The organism is Lysinibacillus sp. FSL H8-0500 (genome assembly GCF_038051955.1).
Taxonomy (GTDB): Bacteria; Bacillota; Bacilli; order Bacillales_A; family Planococcaceae; genus Lysinibacillus; species Lysinibacillus macroides.
Map to the genome: position 1 here is coordinate 2,931,594 of NZ_CP150292.1, position 19,370 is coordinate 2,950,963.

The window sequence follows — 19,370 nt, forward strand, 5'->3', positions numbered from 1 at the left end:
ACCATATCTTACACCTTTATAGGTGCCCTCGCACTTCGGAGTGGCTTCACCCCTACTCTACTCACTTCCGCTTATATGGCGTGTTTTCGATGGTCGTTGAACCTTTCTCTATAGAAAGAGACTTGGCTGCTGATTGTCTTTATCCCACTGCTATTTTCAAGCATTCACGCTTACCGTTTCCAGTTACGTTGTAGCTAGCAGTGCATTTATAATGCGTTGTTTAACATTTTCAAAATTATTTTTTATCTCATCTTCCCAGAAACGGAGTAATATAAAACCATGTCTTTCCGCAATTTGATTTTTCTCAATATCCCTTGCCATAATCCTCTTTTGAACATCATAGAAAGTGGAATAAAACTTGGGATTCCCATGCCAAAAATCTCCATCACATTCAATTAAAATATTTGTTCCCACTAATCGAAAATCAAATTGGGCGCCTGCCAATATAAATGAATATTGATAAGGAATTACTTCTCCAACTAAGAAATCTTCGACAATTTTTTCAATGCTCGTCTTCCTAAATGTTTCTCTTTCCAATTGTTTTAAAGCCGCTTGTCGAATTTTCTCAATTGTTTCTTTACTATAAATCCCTGTCTTACCACTATTCCATGAAGGTGTTCTATTTAATTTTCGAGTTTTCGCTGTTTTTGAAATGATTTTTTCAAAATGGAACTTTTTCAATTCATTAGGCATTTCTTGATGCCACTTACTTGTATTGTTAGATCTAAGCTTGCTTGCACATTTTTTACTACAAGTTTTTGTTTGGCGATGTTTTGCATCAAATAGCTTACCGCAAATTGCACATTTCAATGGGTCTCCCTTTCCTCCACAACTTTTACTACAAAATTGATTAGGAATCCCACGTCTTAGCTTCACTACTTTATTGCATAGGGGATATTGGCATGTAATCATTTCTATTGGATAAAAATAAGATAATAAATAATTGTCTAATGTTAAATTATGTTCTTTTTTCAAATGAATCGTAAACCAACCTTGTTTATTATGAACAATTGTAAATCCACATAGTAAACAAGTTTGCGGTTGTTTTGCATTATAAACTTCCATATTTCCCACCTCATTCAAAGTGACAATATTTCCGTTAAAGAGTTTCCAGCAATTCACGAGGTTTGTTTACGCAGAAGCACTCAGATAATGATACCTCTGCGCGAACCTCCTTGTTCGACAAGATGTGTTAGTTTAGCAATATCATCCAGCCATGAAACAGAGCCAGAGGATTTGCCGTTGACACCGCGTGCTAATGTGTTGCGTGGGCGCAATGTTGAACCATTTGTGCCAACACCACCACCACGGCTCATAATTTCCATTACTTGCTTGCGGTGATCACTAATGCCTTCACGTGAGTCAGCCACAAACGGCATTACGTAACAGTTGAAGAAAGTTACTTCTGTCTCAGAGCCCGCTCCATAAATAACACGTCCTGCGGGAACAAATTTTAAGGATACTAATTGCTTATAAAATTTTTCAAACCATTCTTGGCGTTTTTCTGGTGTTTTTTCAACAGCAGCAAGCCCTGTTGCATTTCGTTTAGCAATTTGCTCATAAAAAATTTCAAGAGGCTTTTCTATCACGTCAATTGAACGCGTAATCATACCCGTTTCTTGCTCTTTTGGATCATCTAAAGCGCTACGATAATCTTCCTCGATCAAAATTTCTGCCGTCTTTGTAGACATGTCCAGCTTTTGAATTGTCCCTAAACCACGTGCAGGGAATTTTGGATCAGCTTTGACTGTTAAAACAACAAAATCACCAGCTTTGAGTGTTTTCTTTTCCGTGTCTTTAAATGAATAGCGATCAATCATCACAAGTCTCGATACACCTTTATGCGTAATCTGCATGTCGGGCGTTACTGGGTGCACCTGCGGGAATTGTTCAATATCTTTGTTTAACTGTTCAAATGGATTGTTTACTTCGGGGTGATGATTTATGAGTACCATCGTTTTGCCTCCCTTGTTTTCTTTGTTACAAAATAAATACACAATATTGTGTGTTTCTAAACACTACATATTGTGTATTTGTTCTTAAAAAAGATACTATATATAGTTTTTTAATTCAACTCTTGCTTTTTTTCATAGACTTAGAACTACTTGTTACAACTAGACTTACGTGCGAAAAAATATTTTTTACTTCTTAAAATTCCACTCATCACATGCATATTTTTTTTCTTCTAATGCACGCACATAGGCTAATTGCTCCTCAGAAAGTGTATATGGTTTTAAGTCAATTTGCAACGATTTTGCAAAGCCATCCCGAAAAGCTGTGACACATTGTTCAATCATTACAGGCTCTTTGACAAGACTATTAATCGCCACTGCCTTTTCAGGTAGCTTTCTACGCATACGATCCTTCGCTTGCTCACTTGAAAAATTAAAGACCGATAATAGTTTCTCTTGATCGAGATCTAATAAAATAGCACCATGCTGCAAAATAACACCTTTTTGACGTGTTTGTGCACTTCCTGCTACTTTTTTCCCTTCAACCACTAATTCATACCAGCTTGGTGCATCAAAACATACTGCGCTTTTTGGACTCTTTAAGTCGGCTCTTTGTTCCTCTGTATCGGGTACACTAAAATAGGCATCCATCCCTAAGTTATGAAAACCTTGCAAGATTCCCTCACTTAGCACACGATATGCCTCTGTGACAGACTCTGGCATATTCGGATAGCTTTCCGTCACAATAACGCTGTATGTAAGCTCATGTTCATGTAAAACAGCACGTCCACCTGTTGGACGTCGTACAAAGCCTAAGCCTTGCTCACGAACAGCCTCTAAATTAATATCTCTTTTGGCTTGTTGAAAATAACCAATGGACAATGTTGCAGGCTCCCACTCATAAAAACGAATCACTGGTGGAATTAATCCCTCACTATGCCAATCAAGCAGTGCCTCATCTAGGGCCATATTAAAAGAAGGACTACATTTCCCTGAATTTAAAAAATACCAAGTTGTCATCTTTTCATCTCCTACAAATATAAAATAATACTTTAGGCATTTATCTTACGTATATACTTTTTGTAGCGCTACTAAATCTGCCACAACCTAGTTAATTTTATCAAACTCATTGGACTATCGCTAGCGCATCTTTTATAATAATAAAGAAGATAGAAAGGGGTAAGAAAATCTTGGACATACTGATCACAGTTGGTGTCGTTTTAGTAGTCTTAATTGCATATATCGGTATTAATGCACTACGACTCAAAAAAGCCGTAACCAACCTCACACAAGAACAATTTATAGAAGGCTATCGGAAAGCACAGCTCATCGATGTGCGTGAACAAAAAGAATTTGATGCTGGTCATATTCTTGGCGCACGCAATGTTCCTTCCACAGCACTACGTCAACGTTATAGAGAAATTCGCCCAGATTTACCAGTATATCTATACTGTCAAAATACAGGCCGTAGCTCACGTGCTGCACTATTTCTTAAAAAACGTGGGTACAACCAAATTTACCAACTTCAAGGTGGCTTCAAAACTTGGACAGGTAAAATAAAAGCAAAAAAATATTAATGCTCTCATGAAAAAAAGTCGTCTCAAAGAACTATGAGACGGCTTCTTTTATAAAATTTTTTAGTGTTTCTACTATATTATATCTATTGCAAATTCCTACACATCTACTTCCTGTTCACCAAAACCCTGATCATGCATGGGACAGAAAAAGGTAAAGCAACGCGAGGCAATATATGGTCTACTCTCACTCACAATCCCCACCTGCAAATGAGCCACTTTCACTCGCTCGATGCTTGCCTTTAGTCTACATTCCTCTTCTTGAATCTCCTCTGCTGTCCATTCATATGCCTGCGCTTCTTCAGAAAGGTTGGCTAATTCAGCATTCATCTCCTCTATAAAAGCCGTGCGAACCGCATTTATTTGTTCTTTATCCTCAAGCTGATGCAGAACCCAGACATAATCCTCTATCCACTCACCACAATGTGCATAAGAGTCATAGCCTTCTCGATACCATTTTGCAGCCTCGGCATATTGACCTAGTCGTGCGTATAATTCTGCAAGTTCAACTGCACCGATAAACCGCTCCTTATCATGCTTGATCACCTCCACCCATTGCTGAGCATTGGCAAGATCATCTGCTAAAATAAAGCATTCCACAGCATACTGGAGTCCATAATCTTCCGTTTCATAAGAACGAATAAAATAGGAGGCGGCTTCACTCAACCTTCGCTGCCTCTTATAAATATAGGCTAAATTATGCGCTACCACTGGGGACTCATATAACGTATAGGCATATTCTAACCATTGCTGTGCCTCTTCAATTTGTCCTGCTTGCATATATAATTCACCAAGTAGTGCATAAGGATAATAGGTCTGAGGTTGCATAGCCACCGCCTTCCTCGCATAATAGAGCGCCTCGTTAAATCGCTCATCTTCTTTCAATAAATCAGCCAAATTATGATAGGCTATAATCGTTTTTTCTTGAGACAAACTCGCCAATAGTATGGACTGGACTTGCTCATGCTCCCCATCTATTGCTAATCGCTTTGCTGCTTCCCTGATTTTCTTCAACTCGTCACCCCATTACATATTATACCAATTCCAAAAGGAGCTTTATTGTGCATGCAAGATTATTTACATTCTATCTTAGCATTGATCGTCGTATGGGTAATTTTTTGTATGTCTAAAAATACTATTTTTCGTTAGAGATTTACCAGCATGACGCATATTTTTCTTAATTCCTGCACGTAGCCAAAATTGAGCCTTGAATAAAATTCATCACACTGCTAGGATGGATAATATCTTAAAATAATAAGCGAGGAATGCTATGGATCAAACTATAGCAGGAGCAGTTCTGGAGAGAGCGCAGTTTGCGTCGCCGAAGGGTTCACTATCTCAGGCAAAAGGACAGAGGAGTAATATCCACTTTTTACAGTGATGTCATACAAATATAAAGCAATTATTTGATGGAATATCCAAGAAAAAATGGTATTTATAATTCTAATGTTTTTTTCGAGACTAGTGTCCTACTAGTCTCTTTTTATTTTTCAGCTATAGTTTTGAGGAGGATTTATGTGGAACAACAATTAAAACGAGATTTAAAAAATCGCCATGTACAGCTTATTGCTATTGGTGGAACTATTGGCACAGGCCTATTTTTAGGCGCTGGAAAGGCTATTGCTCTCGCAGGCCCATCAATCATCCTTGCCTATTTAATCGTCGGCACAGCATTATTTTTTGTCATGCGGGCATTAGGAGAGCTGCTATTATCCAATACAGGCTATACATCCTTTACAGATTTTGCTGCTGAATACATAGGACCTTGGGCGGGATATATCACAGGCTGGACATACTGGTTCTGCTGGATTATGACAGCTATGGCGGATATTATAGCGGTGGGCGTTTACACAAAGTATTGGTTTGCTATTCCACAGTGGGTGCCAGCTATTGGGTGTTTAGTATTATTATTAGCCCTGAATTTATTAACGGTAAAGCTTTTTGGGGAGTTGGAATTTTGGTTTGCCCTTATTAAGGTAATAACTATTGTTGCCCTCATTATTATTGGACTTATCATGCTCGTAGCAGGCTTTCAAACAAGTGCTGGACCTGTTTCCATCGAAAATCTTTGGATACATAACGGCATGTTCCCAAATGGGATATATGGTTTTTTAATGGCCTTTCAAATGGTCGTTTTTGCCTTTGTGGGTGTGGAATTAGTGGGTGTTTCAGCTGCGGAAACAGCCAATCCTCAAAAAAATATTCCATCTGCCATTAATAAAATTCCATTTCGTATTTTGCTCTTTTATGTAGGAGCACTATTTGTCATTTTATGTATTAATCCATGGTATGAAATGTCTGCCGCAAGCAGTCCCTTTGTCCAAGTATTTACATTAGCGGGTATTCCAATTGCTGCGGGCATTATTAATTTTGTTGTGCTAACATCTGCAGCTTCAGCAGGAAATAGCGGTTTATTTTCTACTAGTCGTATGCTTTACAATCTTGGCCGCAATCAACAAGCCGCTCCAGCATTTGCAAAGCTCAATAAAAGTAGCGTACCAAGTCATGCACTGGTTGTTTCAGCCATTGTTGTTTCAGTCGGTGCGCTCTTAAGTAAGCTGATGCCCGAAAATGCTTTTAACCTTGTCACAACCATTAGTGCCATCTGCTTTATCTGGGTATGGAGCATCATTATTATTTGTCATCTTATTTATCAACGAAAAAATCGTGCCCTCCATAAAGCATCCAGCTTTAAAGCACCATTCACACCCTTTATCAACTATGTCATTCTTGCATTCTTTGCATTTCTATTAATAATAATGTTGATTTCTGAAGCAACACGTACAGCGTTATTATTAACACCTATATGGTTTCTCATCCTATTTATTGTTTATCGAACAAAAAGAGGACTTTAACGTAATGCAGACTTGCACTTACTCAAAATCGAAAAAAACAGGCTTGCACCTAACGTTACGTTATGAATTACACTAATGATGTCGACAAAAAACTTCGTACGAAATAAGGGAGGATTATGGAACAACAAACATGGAAAATAGGAGAATTAGCTAAGCTCACAGGCCTTACCGTAAGGGCATTGCATCATTACGATCAAATAGGACTCTTATCGCCATCACAGCTTTCCGCTAAAGATCATAGATTGTATACAGCAAAAGATATCGTAAGGCTTCAACAAATTATCTCACTAAAACAGCTAGGATTTTCGTTAGAGGAAATTAAGGAGCTGCTTGAAAATAAGAGTCTGAACCATCTGCAAATTATCAATATGCAATTAGCGAGTGTAAAAAAGCAAATGGCGCTACAAGAAGAATTGTTTCTAAAACTAGAAACAATCCAGGAATTACTCCAGGCGCAAAAAGATGTCTGTGTAAATCAATTTATGAAAATCATCGAGGTGACGAATATGATTGAAAAATATTTTACAAAAGAGCAGTTAGAAAAGATGAAGCAGCAAACACAGCAATTTAGTGACGAGGAAAAGCAACAAATTGATAGCGAATGGCTACAATTAATTACGAATATACGAGCAGAGTTAGCCAAAAATACACCGACAAATAATCAAAAGGTCCTACAATTAGCGAGCCAATGGCAAGCGCTAACCAATCAATTTGTGGCGGGGGATCAAGCCATTATCGAATCTGCTGAGCGTTTCTATGCAGAAAATCCAAACAGTCCATTGCAACACGACGTAGATAAAGAGCTTTATTTGTATATTCAAGAAGCCATGTCACATATCTAACTAACACAAGAATGCCATGTGCATAATCCAACACATGGCATTCTTTTTTCATCCAAAACTATTTAGACATCCGTTGCATACATACTATTATAAAGAAGCTCTAATTTTTTAGACAGCTTCCCATAGGCAGTTTGCCAAGCCTTGCGCGCCTTGTCATTGTCCTCGGTTGCTGGTACATATAAGGCGTGTACTTCTGCTACCTTTTTTAAATCACTTTCTGCCTGTGTGAGCTTTGTATAATTTTTAATTACCTTTTTCTCTGCATCGCTTAGGGCATCATAGGCTGTACGAATTTTTTGTACTTCCTCCTGTAAATGAGCAATATATTCCCCTTTGATAAGCAGCCCATTAATAGCTTCAATTAATGACAGAGCAGTGTCATTGGTTTGCTGTAAACCTTTTTGCTTGTCAATAATCGCCTGTCTCATACTTGGCTCAATCAAGCTTATTTGTTTAGAGGTTAGCTTTTCAAATGCCTTGATCACGGTGCTTGGATTATTTTGAAAAGATTTATCATATTGCTTGATAAAGGATTCTACCTTTTTTACATCAGCAAGCGCTGTCTTTAAAATCGCGTAATGTGTAATTAGCTTTTTATCACTTGCACTCAGGCTATTATATTGCGTAGAAAGCTGCTTAATTCGGTCCATTGTTACTAGATATTGCTCGCCTACCACCATTTGAGCAATATTGTCATTAAGCTGTGAGATACTTGGAGCATTTTCATTAATAATTTGATTGTTTAATAAAGCCTCATAATGCGCTTTTGCTAAATGCTGTTGATTGGCAGGTAATTTAGCATATGCTTGCGTGACTGTTTGAATTTTTTTCGCCTGTTTCGCCGCATCTGTTTCTTCTCTAGCAGCCTGTACTTTTTTATGGAATGATTGCACGCCTGAAATATCCTTCTTTGCCGCTGTCAATAAATGATAATTCGTAACATATTTTCGTGCCGCAGAGGATAGATTCTTATAAGATGCTGAGGCTGCATCAACAGCCAACTCTAATTGTGGGAAGGTATAGCTTGTAACATCTGCAAATTTAGCAATCTCTGTCTTTAGTGCCTCTGCAGCCGCTAAATCTGCCGGGACTTTCCCATTGCCATCAACAGAAATCTTTGGCGTATTGAGTAAAAAATCATCTGCATTATAGACAAGTGATTGCTGCAAAGTGGTTAGTTTTTGATAAGCCTTCAATGTACTAGTATAGCTTGATTGAAGCTTACTTTCCTTCACACCTGCTACTTCAGTTAGCTTTTGATAAGCATCTATACTCTTAATCACCTTTTCAGCTATCTTTAAATCCTTTTGTAGGGTTACCAGTCTATTATAGTCTGTAATTTGAGCAGCTGAGACTTTTGTTAAGCCTTTATACTCCTTGACCATGCGACCTACATTATTGACATGACTTTGCCATGAACTAGCAGATGGCTGAATAGGATAAGTATCTTTTCCCATATAGCTTTCGATATCACGATTTAATGCGTCGATTTGGCTTTCTTCTGCGCCTTCTGCCACAACTAGCTGCTGGATATACGTATCTGCCACTAATTGCAACTGCTTATAGGTTAATTTTTCATAGGCAGAACGAATGGATTTTGCCGCTGTTACCTGCTTATTAGGCGTACTATTTGAAGATAACTTATCAAATAATTTGATAAATTGCTCTACCTTTTTAATATCTGTTTGGACTTCCTTTAAAATTGTCTGATTTTGCACAGCCACACGGTAATTTGGCGAAAGCTTGGCAATATCCTCTTCAATGGCTGTCACAAGCTTGGACAAGGCATCTTTATCCGCAGGTACATACTGCACACGTGCATTTTCATAGGCTAGCAATTGTACAATTGCCTGATTAAGCCTTCTGACCTCCTTCACTTCTTCTAAATCATTTGGCTCGTTTTGGAGGTTTTTAAGGCTAGTATAAAACGCATCATTGACATCTAAGCTACGCTGCAATAAATCTAACTGTCCATAAGCCTCCTCCATTTCCTTGATATATTTAGACAGATTCTTCTCTTGCACCTCTCCTAGCTTGTCCATCTTTTCATTTAACTTACCTACAAGCTCCACATCAGCAAGCGCCCGCTTCAGTACATCATAATTGAGCACATTTCCTTTCGCTGCGGGTGATAAGGCTTGATATTTACCCTCTAATGCAGTCACCTGCGCTTTAAATGCCTCTAAGTTTGACACATTGTATTGATGATCATTTGCAAACAGTGCCTTAATAGCATTTGTTAATGTATCAATCGGCTCTTTTGATACTGTAATTTCAGCCGAAAAATCGGATTCCACAAAAGATGCGCCAACCTTTGCCTTCACTCTGACAATAATATCTTTGATACCTTGATCAATGGCATTCTTTGGTATTGTATAGGTGCTGCCAGTGGCTCCCTCAATAATGGTAAAGGCATCATCACCAAGCTTGTAAAACCATTGATAGCTGTATGTAATTTGACTACTTTGTAATTTTGCGCCTGCTATATCCGTTACATTTGCACCCGTTACTTTTATCGTTTCCCCAGGTGCTACAAAATCAGACGTTGCATAGCCCTCCAATGTTGGTGGAGAGATTGTAAGATTTAACTGCTGAATTGTTCGTGGAGCACTTTGATATTTTTTACCTTCTGTTGTAGTAGCTTCAACAAAAATCGTTTTGCCAGCAGCCTCTACAGGTACTGTTAGGACTGCCGAGGTTGCCCCAGCAATAGGCTTATTCGTTGTCGTATCCGTGCCATCTTCGCTATCAATTTGCTCAACATAATACCATTGATAGCCATTGACAACCGCATTTGCTGGCAATTGATCCACCTTTACTATTTCATTGACAATATTTTGCCCCGTGACCGAAACCGTTTCAGTTGCGCCTGCTACAGTTGGTGCAACGAGTGCTATAGGAATAGTAGCTACCGTTAAAAATAATTTCTTATTCATTTTTACATGACCTCCTCTATCTACTGAATTGTATCGGTCATATTTCCATAATTTCCTTTGTTTAGAGGAAAGATTTTAAAAAGGTGTAATTCTTCCTGAATCACTACTGGAAATATAGTAATATTTTGCCTCATTGAATAAATACTAGACTAAATAAAAAATAAAAGCCTTCTAATCTACATGCATAGAAACTATGATGTGATTAAAAGGTAAAAAGCTAGACCTAATTGATTTCATTATCCTCGAATTGTATAAGTGGGGCGATGCAGTATACTATACGCAGAAGATTGACTATAATGAGTTTCACTTACTTGAATGCGAATCGTCATCCCCTCCCCTACCTCTGTCTCTATGATAAATTTCCCATTAAAGGACTGCACTCGCTCCTGCATACCACGAATGCCCATAGAATCAGCCAGTATAATGTCATCAATATTACAGCCTACACCGTTATCTATATATATTATTTCAAAGCCCTCTTCCGTACCCAGCAAATGGATTTCAACGGTATCGGCCTCGGAATGCTTTAAGGCATTGTTTAAAAGCTCTTGGAAAAGTCGATAAACCATTAAATTTAAACGCTCGTCCTCTAAATAAAGACGATCAACAGTATAAATCAACAGAAAATCAGCACGTTTATGAATTTTTTGAAGAAGCTTCTCAAGGGCCGCATTTAAACCCAAGGTATCGAGAAGTGGTGGCTTTAAACTTTCACAGTACCCCCTTAAATCACTTAAGGAAGTAACCATCTGCTCATGCACCTTTACAAGCTGGGATGGTAGGACGCTGATATCCTTCATATGCATCAGCATATCCATTTCTCTCGCAATATGAAGCTGCTCTTGTAAAATCGTATCATGGAGCTCCTGTGCCAATTGATATTTTTCTTCCTCAAAACGTAGCCATAGCAATTTATTGAGCCAAGGTAATGGCTGATTATCAGCCTCTTTCATATGCTTAAGCTGATCTAATAGCTCCTTTACCATTTTAGTGTTTTCAATAAAATTATTTAAGTATAGCAGCAACAATTCAAGCCATAGCAATTCTTCATCCTTGAGATAAATGGATTGTTTATGATCGATAACAAGAATGCGTTTATACTGGGCATCTTGATGAATAAAAGCTATATAAAAATGCTCAGTTTTCTTAATATCCCCTAAGCTTAGCCGCTCAAACAATACCTCATCAATTTGCTGCTGCGTATAGTCCTTTGATTTATTGATGAAGGTAACGCAATGTGTCTGAAAATTGTAGGTAAGCGTAGAAACATTTTCCATTTCAAGCTGAAGCCCTACTTCCTGCACAAATCGCCCCAATAAGTCCTCAATTTTGACAACACGCCCAATACTATCAACAGTCGTATACAGGCGGTGAATATAGTCACCTTTTGTAGAAAAAAGAATCTTTCGCTTGCGGTAATCGACCCGTTCCTTTATGTAAAACAACGCCATTAATGAAAGAAAAGCAAAAAAGAAAATCTCTGTTAGGCGAGTCACCGATAAATCTGTTAAAAAATAGAGTCCTAGTAATAGCCAAAGGGCAAAGACAAAGGAAAAATTAAAGTAATAACGCAGCCTCGAAATAAAATACTCCATATCAAAAATACGCTCAGTCAGCTGTGTGAAAATAAAGCTAAAAGGAATAAGCATTAAAAATAAGGAGCAAATTTCAGCAGAAAGAATAGACTTATGAAAGAAAACCTCTGGCACTGCAAATAAAAAAAGAAATGGTAGAAAAGGAATAATAATACTTAATAAAAAAATCTTTAATTGAGGCGTTTTATACCTAGTATAGCCAATGCCTAAAATCCCAAGAATACCAATCAGTAAAATCAAAAATAAGCCTAGAGTAATTTGTGAAAATAAAGGATTTGTAAATGGATAAACAATACTTAATATACTAAGAACAAATGTAATAAAAGGTATTATATATAAGATTTTAATATTTTTAGTAAATAGCCATTTTATATTTAAAAATAAAAAGTAATCTCTTAGAAAATGAATCAATATTACAAGACAAAAGAGCATGCTACTTCGATTGACAATAGTTCCTACATTATCCAGTCTGCTAGATGCACCAATACTGACATATGCTAGAGCTACTGTGAGTATAAACAAAATAAGTAAATTTATTAAGCTAGACTCTCTCTGTTTCCTATATAGAAAGAATGAGATAATTAAACTTAATAAATAGTAACATCCTGGTAAAATTAGTATATACAATAGTTGTCCAGGGATATCAAAGGGCGTAATATGTATATGAATAATCTCTCCATTATCCTTTAACAATGTTAATTCATTAGCTGCTCTAATAACAGGGTCATACGTGATATTGATTAATTCATTAACATTTTTGCCATCGATATCTAGTACAATATCACCAGAAGCAATTCTTTGTTTTTCTGCCCATTCCTTATAATATGGATCAATGATTATCCACTGTTTGTGCTCCTCTTGTAACTTAATCCTTAAAAAAGGCGTACTATAAGTAACATAAAGTAAATAAATCCCTACTGTTAAATAGATACTTATAGCAAGCCAAATCCTTTTATTTTCAAAAAAATTAATACCAAACACCAAATTCTAATTTTACCTCTTCATCAAACGAATCCAAGATTGCCCTTTGCTCTAGTTCTGTCATACCAATTAGAGAAGCTTTTTTTTCTTTTAACAATGTCACTAATGCAGGATTTTGTTCTAAATATTGAATTGTGTTCATCATAAAATCTCCCCATTTCCCTAATTTTTTATTATAGTTACATCTATTTAATTAACTACTCTCTTTTCAAATAAAGGGATTATTAACCATATTTGCAACTATAACCTTATTATACTACCGGTTCCCAATAATTCAACATAATTTTCTAAAAAATGCAAAAATTATATAAGGAATGACATGTTATTCCTTGTTTATTCAATATTTCTGCCCGAATAATTTACATAAACCTCTAAATTTATAAGCTTATTTGCTGAGTATAAGCATTTATGGATAGCATCTTATAGTATGTTGTAGATTTATATCACCGCTTTGCCTTACTAGACATGCACCTCTTTTTTCTATAGGGGAAGAGGAGCTGTAAAATTATTATGTAAAGGACGAATTGGTCACACCCCTTCTGTTATTGTTAATTATTGTTCACGCTCTGGCTCTACACAAGCTTGATAAAATGTTGTGATTAATTGATCAATCTTTTGCTTTTGAATCATTTTATTTAGCCAGTCAGTGGGAATGTCCTCTAGTGGATAATGCATTCCTGCCAAGGTTCCAGCAATTGTTGCCACCGTGTCTGTATCCTCTCCTAAATTAACAGCCTTTAAAATGGCTTCCTTAAATGTTGTCGTTGTGCCCACACACCATAAAGCTGCCTCCAGTGAATGGACAATATAGCCAGTTGATTGGATATCACCCTCAGCAATACTTAAAAAGCTTTCTTGAAAAATTCTATCGTATGAGGCAAGCTCTGCCTTTAAGTTCTCCTGTAAATGGTAGTGTAGCAATACATATACTTCCTGCAATGCTGCTTTTAATGAATTATTTCGATATAAGCTTAATAATACCTCACTATAAACCATAGATCCGACAATGGAACGCGGGTGGGCATGTGTAATCTCGGTATATTGTTGAATAAGCGCTGCTCGTTTAGAAAAATCCAACTCATCCCTCATCACAAATACGAGGGGAGCGATCCTCATCAACGCCCCATTGCCATTATCAAACTCTCCCGTTTTTCCACAGCTCTCTGGCAAAATCCCCTTTTTATAGTTGGAAACCGCTTCAGCCGTTGTAATCCCTATATCAAACATTTCTCCAAAGGGTGTCCAATAGCCCTGCTCCATATATTGCACAAACTTGTCCATTAAGCTTGCTGTATCGCCCTGCTCGATTAAATTTTCTACTAAACATAACGTTAACGAGGTATCATCCGACCAAGTACCAGGCGGCTGATTATACGTGCCATAGCCCATTACATCCTCTACATAAAATGTGCCTCTCGCCTTAAATTCAACGGGTACGCCCATCATATCCCCAATGATGCCCCCATATAACGTTGACAACATGCGTTCCTTTAGGCTGCTATTTCTCATAGAATTTCACTCCCCTTCTATATAGCATTTTACTAGGTTGAGCACTGTCCTCCGCTATTCTATTATGTAAGAAACATCTGCATACAACCTTTTCTATACTAGTTACCTCATTATCTTCTTACAAAAACATATTTTCTTTTATAAAAACCTATCTTTAGCCATATGAAAAACCATCCAATAAGCAAAATGCTAATTATTGGATGGTTTTGCTATTTTTATGCTTGTTGATAACGTAGCACTGGTGTACGAGCAGCGCGTGTTTCGTCTAAACGAGAGACAACTGTTGTATGTGGTGCTTCTTGTACGATGGATGGATTTTCTTCCGCTTCCTTCGCAATTTGGATCATCACATCACAGAATGCATCCAATGTTTCTTTGGATTCCGTTTCTGTTGGCTCAATCATTAATGCCTCTTCCACATTTAATGGGAAGTATGTTGTTGGTGGATGGTAGCCAAAGTCTAATAGACGTTTAGCAATATCTAATGTACGAACGCCCAGTTTCTTCTGACGGCGACCAGATAATACAAATTCATGCTTACAATGACGGTTATATGGTAGATCAAAGAATGGCTCTAAGCGGCGCATCATATAGTTAGCATTTAATACAGCATACTCTGTCACAGCTTTTAAGCCATCTGGACCCATTGTACGAATATATGTGTAAGCACGTACATTAATACCAAAGTTACCGTAGTACGGTTTAACACGACCAATTGATTGTGGACGCTCATAGTCAAAGTGGTATGTGCCCTCTTCTGTTTTTACTAATACTGGCTTTGGTAGGAATGGAATTAAATCTGCTTTTACGCCTACTGGACCAGAACCTGGACCACCGCCACCGTGTGGACCTGTAAATGTTTTATGCAGATTTAAATGCACACAGTCGAAGCCCATATCGCCAGGACGTGCTTTACTCATAACAGCATTTAGGTTCGCCCCATCATAGTAGACCTTCCCGCCAACCTCATGAATAAGCTCTGCCATTTCGATAATGTTTTCTTCAAATAAGCCTAATGTATTCGGATTTGTGAGCATCAATGCAGCCGTATCAGGCCCTACCACTTTGCGTAGATCTTCAATATCCACTAAGCCATTTTCATCCGATTTAACTGTAACTGTTTCAAAGCCTGCAACTGTTGCGGATGCTGGGTTTGTACCGTGAGCTGAGTCAGGCACGATAACCTTGTTACGGTGACCTTCGCCATTTGCTTCATGGAATGCACGAATCATCATTAATGCTGTCCACTCACCATGAGCCCCTGCTGCTGGCTGTAATGTGACCTCATCCATGCCTGTAATTTCTACTAAAGAAGTTTGCAAATCATAGAGAAGCTCCATTGCACCCTGTACTGTCGATTCATCCTGTAATGGGTGAATATTAGCAAAGCCTGAAAGACGTGCAACGGCTTCGTTAATTTTTGGATTATATTTCATCGTACAAGAGCCAAGCGGATAGAAGCCAGAGTCTACCCCATGGTTTCGACGAGAAAGTGCTGTATAATGACGCATAATATCAAGCTCAGACACTTCAGGTAATTCTGCCGCTTCAGCACGTACTAGGTTTGTAGGTAATAACTCTGCTAGGTCTACTTCAGGTACATCAAGTGCCTCTAAGCTATAGCCAACGCGACCTTCTTTTGAAATTTCAAAAATGAGTGATTGATTTTCGTTATGCATGAAGAGCCCCCATTTCTGCAACAAGTGCATCAATTTCTTCTTTTGTGCGTAATTCAGTAACTGCGATTAGCACATGATTTTTAAGAGAGTCATAATTTTGACCTAATGGATAGCCACCGATAATCCCTTTTTCAATTAAGCCTTTATTGATTTCCTTAACACATTTATTCGTTTTCACAACGATTTCGTTAAAGTGTGCGCCTTGGAATGCTACTGTAAAGCCTGCTGCTTCAAAGGCATTTTTCGCATAACGTGTTTTCGCAATATTTTGCGTAGCCATTTCGCGAATGCCCTGTTTACCTAGAGCAGTCATTGCCACAGAAGCTGCAAGTGCAAGAAGTGCTTGGTTCGAACAAATATTTGAAGTTGCTTTATCACGACGGATATGTTGTTCACGCGCTTGTAGTGTTAATACATAGCCACGACGACCTTCACCATCCACTGTTTCACCAACAAGACGACCTGGCACCTTACGCATTAATTTCGTTGTCACCGCAAAGAAACCACAGTGCGGGCCACCAAATGCTTCAGAAATGCCGAATACTTGCGCATCCCCTACACAGATATCAGCGCCTAGCTGACCAGGAGGCGTTAAAATGCCTAATGCCAGTGGGTTAGAAGATACAACGAATAAGCTTTTCGCTGCATGGGCAATATCCCCGAGCACTTGAATATCCTCCACTTGGCCAAAGAAATTTGGATATTGAGCAATAACTGCTGCCGTATTGTCGTCGATAAGCTCTTTTAATGCATCTACATCTGTCACACCATCTTTTTGTGGAATTGTTACCACTTCAATAGATTGACCATAGGCATATGTAGCTACAACATCACGGTATTCTGGATGTACTGCTTCTGATACTAAAATTTTCTTGCGACGCGTATGACCAGCTGCCAGCATACCTGCTTCTGCTAAAGCTGTACCACCGTCATACATAGAGGAGTTAGCAAGATCCATACCCGTTAGTTCGGCAATCATTGTTTGGAACTCAAAGATAGCTTGTAGCTCACCTTGTGAAATCTCTGGCTGATATGGTGTGTAAGCTGTATAAAATTCTGAACGAGAAATGACATGGTCTACAATTACTGGTTTATAGTGGTTATAAACGCCTGCACCTAAAAATGATACATTGGCATTTGTGTCCTTATTTTTTGCAGCAAGTGCCGTTAATTCTTTTAATAAAGCAGATTCTGATTTTGCTTCTTTAATATCATAAAGACCTTTAAAACGGACTTTCTCAGGAATATCCTCGAATAATTCATCAACTGAGGATACACCGATTACGTCTAACATTTCTTTTTGATCTTGCTCCGTCATAGGTAAATAACGATGTTTCATAAATGTAGGTCCCTCTTTTCAACTATTATTTTGAACGCTTGTAAAACGGTGTTTCTACTGTTATTACCTTTAAGTGTTTACCGCGAATTTCAATTTCTAGTTCAGTTCCGATTGTTGCGAATTGACTGTCAATTAATGCGTGACCAACATTACGTTTTGAGGAAGGAAGCTGTGTACCAGTTGTCACTTCACCGATTTCTTGACCATCCTTAAACACTTTATAGCCATGGCGTGGAATGCCTTTATCAATCATTTCAATGCCTACAAGTTTGCGTGGTAGACCATTTTCCTTTTGAGCTACTAATGCTTCATGACCAATGAAGCCTTCTTTATTTAATTTCACAGCAAAGCCAATACCAGCCTCTAGTGGAGAAATTGTTGCTGATAGTTCTTGACCATATAGTGGTAGCCCTGCTTCAAAGCGCAGTGTATCACGACATCCAAGTCCAGCTGGAACAATACCTTTTTCTTGACCTGCCTCTAAAATTTTACCCCAAAGCGCTTTGATGTCTTCTGGAGTGCCATATAATTCAAAGCCATCTTCACCTGTGTAGCCACTGCGAGAAACTAATACTTTATGTCCTGCAACCTCAACATTCTCTTGGAAGCGGAAAAATTTAATAGCACTTACATCGGTCGAAGTAAGGGATTGAAGAACTTCTTCTGCTAATGGTCCTTGAAGAGCAATTTGTGCATAGGCATCAGATTGATTATCAATCATCACATCATATTGGTGTTGATTTTCCATCATCCAATCATAGTCTTTTTCAATGTTGGCTGCATTAACACATAATAAATAGTGATTGTCAGCTAATTTATATGTTAATAAATCATCCACAACGCCACCATCTTCATAGCACATTGCCGTATACTGCGCTTGGCCATCAACAATTTTTGATACATCATTGGATAAAAGATTTTGTAAAAAGTTGAGTGCATCAGGACCCGTTACTAAAATTTCACCCATATGGGATACATCAAATAAGCCTGCACGATGTCGCACCGCATCATGTTCCTCTTTAATAGAAGAAAATTGAACAGGCAACTCCCATCCACCGAAATCAACTGTCTTTGCACCATATTTTGCATATTCTTCAAATAGAGGTGTACGTTTTAATTCATTTGTCATTCATTTTTGCCCCCTTATTGTTTGTTACATGTTTACTGGTAGTAGTTCGTCTGTATTTTGACTTAAAAGACATAAAAAAAGACAGACGAACCCCTTTTCGGGATTCTCTGTCCTTGCACCTGAAAGTTACACCAAACTGACTCGCACGCTTTAACATTGCCAATTAGTCGGCTTTCCCCTTTGGTGGCTGTGCTTGTTATACTACAGCTCTCTCCAGAGTTGCGTCTTGTACGAGTCCTTTTACCTGAGAGATTCATAGCCCATTGCTACTTGCTCCTTCGGTGACGTCTACACGCGCTCTCCCCGCACAATCATCCGCCCAAGATAAATCTTGGTACTATTTAGTATTCAATGAACATTTAGTTACTTATTTGTCTATATCCTAACATTAAATGCATTGGAAAGGCAATCATTTTTTAAAAAGATAGCAAAACACGAACGATAATAAAATAATAAGTAATTATCGTTCGCCTTTCAACCTTTTCACTTGAAATACTAAATACTCTAAAATTTGGCGAATGGTTCTGCCTTCTGTTAGCACCTGAATATGCCCTGCATCACGATAAAATTTTCTTCTGTAATGATACAGTTTTTCGAGTTCCTCCTTTGTAGAGCTTTGGACAATTGGTCTATTTAGGTCATGCTGAATACGTTTATAAATATCTTCAAACGACGCATCCAGAAAAAATACCAATCCACTGCGTCTCATAATTTTTCGATTCTCAGCGTTCATGGCAACCCCACCACCTGTAGAAATAATACAAGCCTCGTCTCGAAAATTTTTCAAAAAGGCTGTTTCTATTTCTCGAAAGCGTGCCTCCCCGTATTTTTCAAAGATTTCTGGAATGGTCATCCCCTGCTGTCGCACAATCTCATGATCCATATCATAATATGGCATCTTTAACAAATAGCTTAAACGTCTTCCTAACGCACTTTTTCCGCTGCCCATAAAGCCAACTAAATATATTTTTCGCAATTC

14 protein-coding genes, 1 pseudogene and 2 riboswitches are annotated in these 19,370 nt (G+C 38.0%); of the genes and pseudogenes, 3 read left to right on the top strand and 12 right to left on the bottom strand.

Features of this window, described 5'->3' with window-relative positions; translation table 11 throughout:
- Positions 1 to 183: 183 nt before the first annotated feature.
- From MHB44_RS13995 to MHB44_RS14005, 3 genes and pseudogenes are all read right to left on the bottom strand, one after another.
- The gene (locus MHB44_RS13995) at positions 184 to 1,065 is read right to left on the bottom strand and encodes a DUF559 domain-containing protein (RefSeq protein WP_053994414.1); all 882 of its coding nucleotides are present in this window, start codon (positions 1,063 to 1,065) and stop codon (positions 184 to 186) included.
- A 92-nt stretch (positions 1,066 to 1,157) separates the two neighbouring features.
- Positions 1,158 to 1,955 (bottom strand): annotated as a pseudogene (locus tag MHB44_RS14000) (ribonucleotide reductase N-terminal alpha domain-containing protein); the annotation flags it as partial.
- Between the two features lie 186 nt (positions 1,956 to 2,141).
- Positions 2,142 to 2,972 (bottom strand): biotin/lipoate A/B protein ligase family protein, encoded by an 831-nt coding sequence (locus tag MHB44_RS14005; protein ID WP_341299658.1) that lies wholly within the window; start codon positions 2,970 to 2,972, stop codon positions 2,142 to 2,144.
- Between the two features lie 170 nt (positions 2,973 to 3,142).
- Here MHB44_RS14005 and MHB44_RS14010 point away from each other — a divergent pair, with 170 nt between their 5' ends.
- The gene (locus MHB44_RS14010) at positions 3,143 to 3,529 is read left to right on the top strand and encodes a rhodanese-like domain-containing protein (protein WP_341299659.1); all 387 of its coding nucleotides are present in this window, start codon (positions 3,143 to 3,145) and stop codon (positions 3,527 to 3,529) included.
- 96 nt (positions 3,530 to 3,625) lie between these two features.
- On the opposite strand, the gene MHB44_RS14015 is transcribed toward MHB44_RS14010, so the two are convergent.
- Entirely contained in the window at positions 3,626 to 4,540 is a 915-nt protein-coding gene (locus tag MHB44_RS14015) for a tetratricopeptide repeat protein (RefSeq protein WP_341299660.1), read from the bottom strand.
- A 273-nt stretch (positions 4,541 to 4,813) separates the two neighbouring features.
- Positions 4,814 to 4,890: riboswitch (glycine riboswitch) on the top strand.
- A 153-nt stretch (positions 4,891 to 5,043) separates the two neighbouring features.
- Here MHB44_RS14015 and MHB44_RS14020 point away from each other — a divergent pair.
- Both MHB44_RS14020 and MHB44_RS14025 read left to right on the top strand, forming a co-directional pair.
- Positions 5,044 to 6,381: an amino acid permease gene (locus MHB44_RS14020; protein WP_341299661.1), complete on the top strand. Its 1,338-nt coding sequence runs from the start codon at positions 5,044 to 5,046 to the stop codon at positions 6,379 to 6,381.
- A 116-nt stretch (positions 6,382 to 6,497) separates the two neighbouring features.
- Entirely contained in the window at positions 6,498 to 7,223 is a 726-nt protein-coding gene (locus MHB44_RS14025) for a MerR family transcriptional regulator (protein ID WP_341299662.1), read from the top strand.
- Between the two features lie 62 nt (positions 7,224 to 7,285).
- Here MHB44_RS14025 and MHB44_RS14030 read toward each other — a convergent pair whose 3' ends face one another.
- From MHB44_RS14030 to MHB44_RS14065, 8 genes are all read right to left on the bottom strand, one after another.
- Entirely contained in the window at positions 7,286 to 10,159 is a 2,874-nt protein-coding gene (locus tag MHB44_RS14030; RefSeq protein WP_341299663.1) for a hypothetical protein, read from the bottom strand.
- A 236-nt stretch (positions 10,160 to 10,395) separates the two neighbouring features.
- Positions 10,396 to 12,735, bottom strand: a complete 2,340-nt coding sequence (locus tag MHB44_RS14035; RefSeq protein WP_341302977.1) for an ATP-binding protein — start codon at positions 12,733 to 12,735, stop codon at positions 10,396 to 10,398.
- A complete protein-coding gene (gene comX, locus MHB44_RS14040) occupies positions 12,722 to 12,880 on the bottom strand; it encodes a competence pheromone ComX (RefSeq protein WP_053994407.1) in 159 nt (52 codons plus the stop codon). The genes MHB44_RS14035 and comX overlap by 14 nt, the downstream gene beginning before the upstream one ends.
- Before the next feature lie 407 nt (positions 12,881 to 13,287).
- Positions 13,288 to 14,244 carry an ADP-ribosylglycohydrolase family protein gene (locus MHB44_RS14045; RefSeq protein ID WP_341299664.1) on the bottom strand — a complete coding sequence of 319 codons (957 nt, stop codon included), beginning with the start codon at positions 14,242 to 14,244 and terminating at the stop codon, positions 13,288 to 13,290.
- A gap of 215 nt (positions 14,245 to 14,459) precedes the next feature.
- Complete coding sequence (gene gcvPB / locus MHB44_RS14050; RefSeq protein ID WP_341299665.1) at positions 14,460 to 15,923, bottom strand: aminomethyl-transferring glycine dehydrogenase subunit GcvPB; 1,464 nt, start codon at positions 15,921 to 15,923, stop codon at positions 14,460 to 14,462.
- On the bottom strand, positions 15,916 to 17,262 hold the full coding sequence (gcvPA, locus tag MHB44_RS14055; protein WP_341299666.1) for an aminomethyl-transferring glycine dehydrogenase subunit GcvPA: 1,347 nt from the start codon (positions 17,260 to 17,262) through the stop codon (positions 15,916 to 15,918). The genes gcvPB and gcvPA overlap by 8 nt, the downstream gene beginning before the upstream one ends.
- A 25-nt stretch (positions 17,263 to 17,287) precedes the next feature.
- Entirely contained in the window at positions 17,288 to 18,391 is a 1,104-nt protein-coding gene (gene gcvT, locus MHB44_RS14060) for a glycine cleavage system aminomethyltransferase GcvT (RefSeq protein ID WP_341299667.1), read from the bottom strand.
- Between the two features lie 222 nt (positions 18,392 to 18,613).
- Positions 18,614 to 18,706, bottom strand: a riboswitch (glycine riboswitch).
- Positions 18,707 to 18,851: 145 nt separating this feature from the next.
- The gene (locus tag MHB44_RS14065; protein ID WP_053994402.1) at positions 18,852 to 19,367 is read right to left on the bottom strand and encodes a shikimate kinase; all 516 of its coding nucleotides are present in this window, start codon (positions 19,365 to 19,367) and stop codon (positions 18,852 to 18,854) included.
- Positions 19,368 to 19,370: the final 3 nt, after the last annotated feature.

What these genes read in the sequence shown, in the direction of transcription:
- MHB44_RS14005 (WP_341299658.1), bottom strand. Translation starts at nt 2,972, where the DNA reads ATGACAACTTGGTATTTTTTAAATTCAGGGAAATGTAGTCCTTCTTTT.
- gcvPB (WP_341299665.1), bottom strand. Translation starts at nt 15,923, where the DNA reads ATGCATAACGAAAATCAATCACTCATTTTTGAAATTTCAAAAGAAGGT.
- MHB44_RS13995 (WP_053994414.1), bottom strand. Translation starts at nt 1,065, where the DNA reads ATGGAAGTTTATAATGCAAAACAACCGCAAACTTGTTTACTATGTGGA.
- MHB44_RS14030 (WP_341299663.1), bottom strand. Translation starts at nt 10,159, where the DNA reads ATGAATAAGAAATTATTTTTAACGGTAGCTACTATTCCTATAGCACTC.
- gcvT (WP_341299667.1), bottom strand. Translation starts at nt 18,391, where the DNA reads ATGACAAATGAATTAAAACGTACACCTCTATTTGAAGAATATGCAAAA.
- MHB44_RS14045 (WP_341299664.1), bottom strand. Translation starts at nt 14,244, where the DNA reads ATGAGAAATAGCAGCCTAAAGGAACGCATGTTGTCAACGTTATATGGG.
- comX (WP_053994407.1), bottom strand. Translation starts at nt 12,880, where the DNA reads ATGATGAACACAATTCAATATTTAGAACAAAATCCTGCATTAGTGACA.
- gcvPA (WP_341299666.1), bottom strand. Translation starts at nt 17,262, where the DNA reads ATGAAACATCGTTATTTACCTATGACGGAGCAAGATCAAAAAGAAATG.
- MHB44_RS14025 (WP_341299662.1), top strand. Translation starts at nt 6,498, where the DNA reads ATGGAACAACAAACATGGAAAATAGGAGAATTAGCTAAGCTCACAGGC.